General features: G+C 42.9%; 7 protein-coding genes. All 7 read right to left on the bottom strand.

The annotated features are described in order from the left end of the window. Positions 1-753 (bottom strand): PEP-CTERM sorting domain-containing protein (locus tag ACUVJL_RS38515; protein WP_445250626.1); only part of this gene is annotated, 753 nt, incomplete at its 3' end. 443 nt (positions 754-1196) lie between these two features. Then, positions 1197-1781 (bottom strand): HAD-IIIA family hydrolase, encoded by a 585-nt coding sequence (locus tag ACUVJL_RS38520; RefSeq protein ID WP_445250627.1) that lies wholly within the window; start codon positions 1779-1781, stop codon positions 1197-1199. An 11-nt stretch (positions 1782-1792) separates the two neighbouring features. Beyond that, positions 1793-2098: a hypothetical protein gene (locus ACUVJL_RS38525; protein ID WP_445250628.1), complete on the bottom strand. Its 306-nt coding sequence runs from the start codon at positions 2096-2098 to the stop codon at positions 1793-1795. Between the two features lie 68 nt (positions 2099-2166). After that, positions 2167-2406, bottom strand: coding sequence for a hypothetical protein (locus ACUVJL_RS38530; protein ID WP_445250629.1), 240 nt, complete (start codon positions 2404-2406; stop codon positions 2167-2169). A gap of 60 nt (positions 2407-2466) precedes the next feature. Further along, entirely contained in the window at positions 2467-2625 is a 159-nt protein-coding gene (locus ACUVJL_RS38535) for a hypothetical protein (protein ID WP_445250630.1), read from the bottom strand. Further along, positions 2622-3125: a hypothetical protein gene (locus tag ACUVJL_RS38540; protein WP_445250631.1), complete on the bottom strand. Its 504-nt coding sequence runs from the start codon at positions 3123-3125 to the stop codon at positions 2622-2624. The genes ACUVJL_RS38535 and ACUVJL_RS38540 overlap by 4 nt, the downstream gene beginning before the upstream one ends. Further along, positions 3122-3551 (bottom strand): hypothetical protein (locus ACUVJL_RS38545; RefSeq protein WP_445250632.1); only part of this gene is annotated, 430 nt, incomplete at its 5' end. The genes ACUVJL_RS38540 and ACUVJL_RS38545, both read right to left, overlap by 4 nt.

Below are 3551 nucleotides of genomic sequence, written 5' to 3' on the forward strand. Positions count from 1 at the left end.
TTGTGGCGTTGTTTTATCTTGCTGACTTGATTTCTTTCGTTTCAGCCATCCTCCCAGGCATAGACCTATAGCTGAACCAAAGATTGTGGTCGGCTCAGGTACAGGCTCAGTAGCATCGGCGGTTTCAATTATCAAACTGGGCGGAGCATTATTATTATCTCGCAGGGTAGCCGCACTATTGAGCACATAATCTGCGATACGAAAGCTAAACCCTGCAAAATCATCGCGGCTGTTAACTCGTTCGTTAACAAAGCGTGTCACATCAAAGTCAATACTATCAAGGGGAATTCTAGGGGATGAGTTGGCGTCAATCACCTTACCCCAACTTATGCTTCCTCTGTTATAAGGGTCAAAATCTGATAGGTCAGCTCTTCCGTTTCCTACATAGCCGGAGAGAACCAGAAATAAATCGCCGTTGCCTGCGTGCCTAACATCCCTAATAGGAGTCTTCAAAATAGCACTTCTAATAACTGTATTTGGGGCAAGAGACAAATTGCCAATATCGAATTCGTAGAAAGCTCTTTTGTGGGGACCGGCATATAATTTATACACAGAAGAAACAGAATTGGGGTTAATATCAGGTCTGTTATCAAAAATCCTGGTTCCCCATCCACCGTCGTACCCCTGGACGAAAAAAATTTCGGGGTTTGTCAAGGTAAATGTAGCTGCTTTAGCTTCTTTGTTAGCTCCCAAAGTAAAACCTAAAGCTATACCAACAGAGGCAACTGCAACTTTATGGTAGAGATTGTTCATAAAAACTAAATTTCCTTTTATTACAAACAACTTGACTGAAAAGCTCGCTCAGTAATGAAATTACCTAAATACCAGCTAGCTTACTTAAAAAGCCCTAGTTAGGTATTTAAATTATTAAATCTTAACAATAAAGTTATCTAGATAAATGCTGTAAAGACCAGGTAGCGATCACCCGCCTAATTTTTCCTAAATAGTTTCCAGCTCGGAATGAACGGTTACTCCGGCGCTGTTGGCTCTAGCCGATCGTCTGATCGCCCTTCACTCCTCCCTCCGCTTAGCTTCCGCTCTCTACAGTTGATCGCAGTAGAGCGCGATACTTGTCCAGTGATGCGGTGGACAAGCTACTGGACAAATCTGAAAAGCGCAACTGAGTGCGCTTCTTAGAGAGAATAAAGATTTAGAAAACCCATTTTTCTTTCCCAGAAGCGCAACCGGGTGCGTTTTTAGATACTTAGGAATTGCATCAAAACATTTGGTTCAATGTGCTGACATTCAATTTCTCGCATCCCTGGGCCCGCAAATTTAGCGTGCATCACTGAAGCCCAAACAAACTTTACTCCAGCAGCTTCGGCACATTGTTCGTCTTCAGGGCGATCGCCAATCATCCAGGATTGTGCAATATCCAAATCACTAAATCCTCTCATTGCTAGCTCAATCATTCCAGCCCCTGGCTTCCTGCACGAGTTCATTAAATCCAGAGTTTTCATGAGCAAAGGCTCATTATCTCGGCTAACCTGATAGCAGCTTTCGCCGTCATAGTTAGGGCAGAAGAAAATCTCCGATAGCTCTGGGAATAGTTCAAGTGTGATGCGCTGTTCTTCGATCGCACTTTGCAAGGATTTGTGTCCTGCTGCTACGCCGCCTTGATTAGTAATGCCAATCAGCACAAAGCCTTTATCTTGGTAGTAAGCTAACGCCTCTTGAGTGCCTTTGATGGCTTGCTGATTCTCCGGCTCGTTGATGAAGGTTTGCCCGGATTTTGTCTGGCGTAGTGTGCCGTCTAAATCAAAAAAGATAATTTTGGACATGATGAAACTCCTTAAAGTGCCTCGTAAATGCTGGCTAATAACCGCCCATCTTTTCCGCTTACTTCGTGAGGAATAATTTTGATGAGTTTGTGCTTTGCTAGCCATCTCAAGTAAGTGGCACAAGTATTTTCATGATACTTCATCCTATGAGCAATTTGCTTCATATTCAGATTACCCTCTTCTTTCAGTAAAAGCAGCAATTGGTTGACAGAAACAACTGTTGGATCTAGATAAATTTGCTGGTTTTTCGACAAGCGAACTCCTATTAATCCATCTGCTAAAGCTGCCTCTAAAACATTCTTGTTTACTGTGGCCATTTTTTTGCTCCTGTTTCGCTAAATTTTGACAGCGCGGGGCGCGACTCCCGCTGACGCACTAATTAGGTTTATCCTCTCAAAATATCTGTCCAGCGGGGTTTAAATCTTTTACACTCTTTTATGTAATGCTGGGCTAATTCTTCAGGGGACATTGAATGTTCAGCATCCCAATTTTGTTTTGCTTGAGAAGGAGGATTAATCCCTAAAACTTCTGTAGCTGCCACTGTCAAAATGTCCTCTGCTGATAGAGGAGTTTCGATTGAACCCTCAGCAATTTCTGCTGCTATTTGTTGATGTTTGGTATACATGGCTGTTTCAGTTAAGTTGACAACGCCCTTTTAATGCTCCCGGCGTTACTGAGCAATTGATTAATCTTCTTCAGTCTCCCAAATTACTTCCTCTTCAGTAATCTGGGAAGATTTTTCCTCTTCATCATCTTCTAAATTAGTAAGAGTTTCGGCTTCTTCTTCCACTAATTCAAATCCCTCGTCATCGTCATCATCAAAAATGAATTTAAATCCCGTCATTGTGTAATTCTCCTGAACTGCAAAGAGTAACGAGGCGATTTCAATTTCGGCACCGAGTGCAGCACCCGGCTGTTGAAACTTATTACCTGCCCATGCTCTAACTCGTAATTTTGGCGACCCCACCGAAAACGAGTAGTTGGGCGCTGCCCGAATAGGTTGGGGCTATCATCTACCAAGTTAATCAAAGTCACTGGTGCTTCAAAGCACTGCTTATCTAAGTGTTCACCGATTTCGCCACCAATCTCGTAGCGGTAGAGAAGGATCGAATCGGCTCCTGGCTCAAACCGATCGCGTAATGCTGCTAGTTCTGGATCGGATTCGATTGGATCGCGATCGAACACGTGTGCTTTGTTGAAATAAAACTCTGCTTCCTTCCCCCACCATTTTTTAGTCCTGCAAGTCTGGCGGCCTGTAAAAATCTCAGCCTCTAGCTCTTGTTGGTAGCACCAACTCATCAGGCGATCGCACTCAGTGGGCGAAAGTATTTCGATAATTTTCATTTTGTTTCTTGGAAGTTTGTGTGGTTTTCAAGGTTTTGCCCGATCAGTTCTTCAATTTCTTCTTTTTTTCTGTGTTTCCAGATAGGATTGCAAAGCTTATCCCCTTTGCGCTGCAATAATACCTCGCTAAATGATTCGTCAAAATCTTTGCATTTTGACTGTGGGTAATGTTCGATCCAAAATGTGTTGTAGGGATTGAGTCGGTAATTAATCATTACCAAAGGAACCAAATTCTCTACACAATTTGTGATAGATGTACCGCTTTCTGGGCCACAATCACTGGCAACAACAATTGTTTTACCCTGGTTTTGATAGATTCGGATTCGGCAAAAACTAATCCAATTACCGTATCCGTTAGCCCATCCTTTCCACTGAAAAATTTCGTCAGTAGTTTTCATGGTTGAATTTATGGCGGTAGCGAACCGC

Origin of the sequence: Microcoleus sp. OTE_8_concoct_300 (genome assembly GCF_031383065.1) — a bacterium.
Taxonomy (GTDB): domain Bacteria; phylum Cyanobacteriota; class Cyanobacteriia; order Cyanobacteriales; family Microcoleaceae; genus Microcoleus.